This window comes from Streptomyces sp. A01, from assembly GCF_059026195.1.
In genome coordinates, this window is record NZ_JBWLKN010000156.1 from 1 (window position 1) to 252 (window position 252).

1 protein-coding gene is annotated in these 252 nt (G+C 66.7%); it reads right to left on the bottom strand.

Annotated elements, in window-relative coordinates; genetic code table 11:
• The coding region (locus tag AC5P1B_RS35980) for a ketoacyl-synthetase C-terminal extension domain-containing protein (RefSeq protein WP_493892243.1) at positions 1-247 on the bottom strand (247 nt) is incomplete at its 3' end.
• Between the last annotated feature and the right edge of the window lie 5 nt (positions 248-252).

Below are 252 nucleotides of genomic sequence, written 5' to 3' on the forward strand. Positions count from 1 at the left end.
CGTCGGCGGGTGGGAGCTCGCGGTGGTTGTGGAGGTGAGTGTGGAGGCGTCGGGCTTGCTCGCGTAGGGCGTTGTCGTCGCGGGCGGAGAGCATCCAGGGCAGTACCGGCGAGTGCAAGACGCTTGCGTTTTGGGTGTCGCTGTCATGGGCGTGGCTGTCATCGGCTGGTTGCGTTGGTTTGGTGGGGGTGGGGGGTTGTTCGAGGATGAGGTGGGCGTTGGTGCCGCTGACGCCGAAGGAGGAGATGCCCG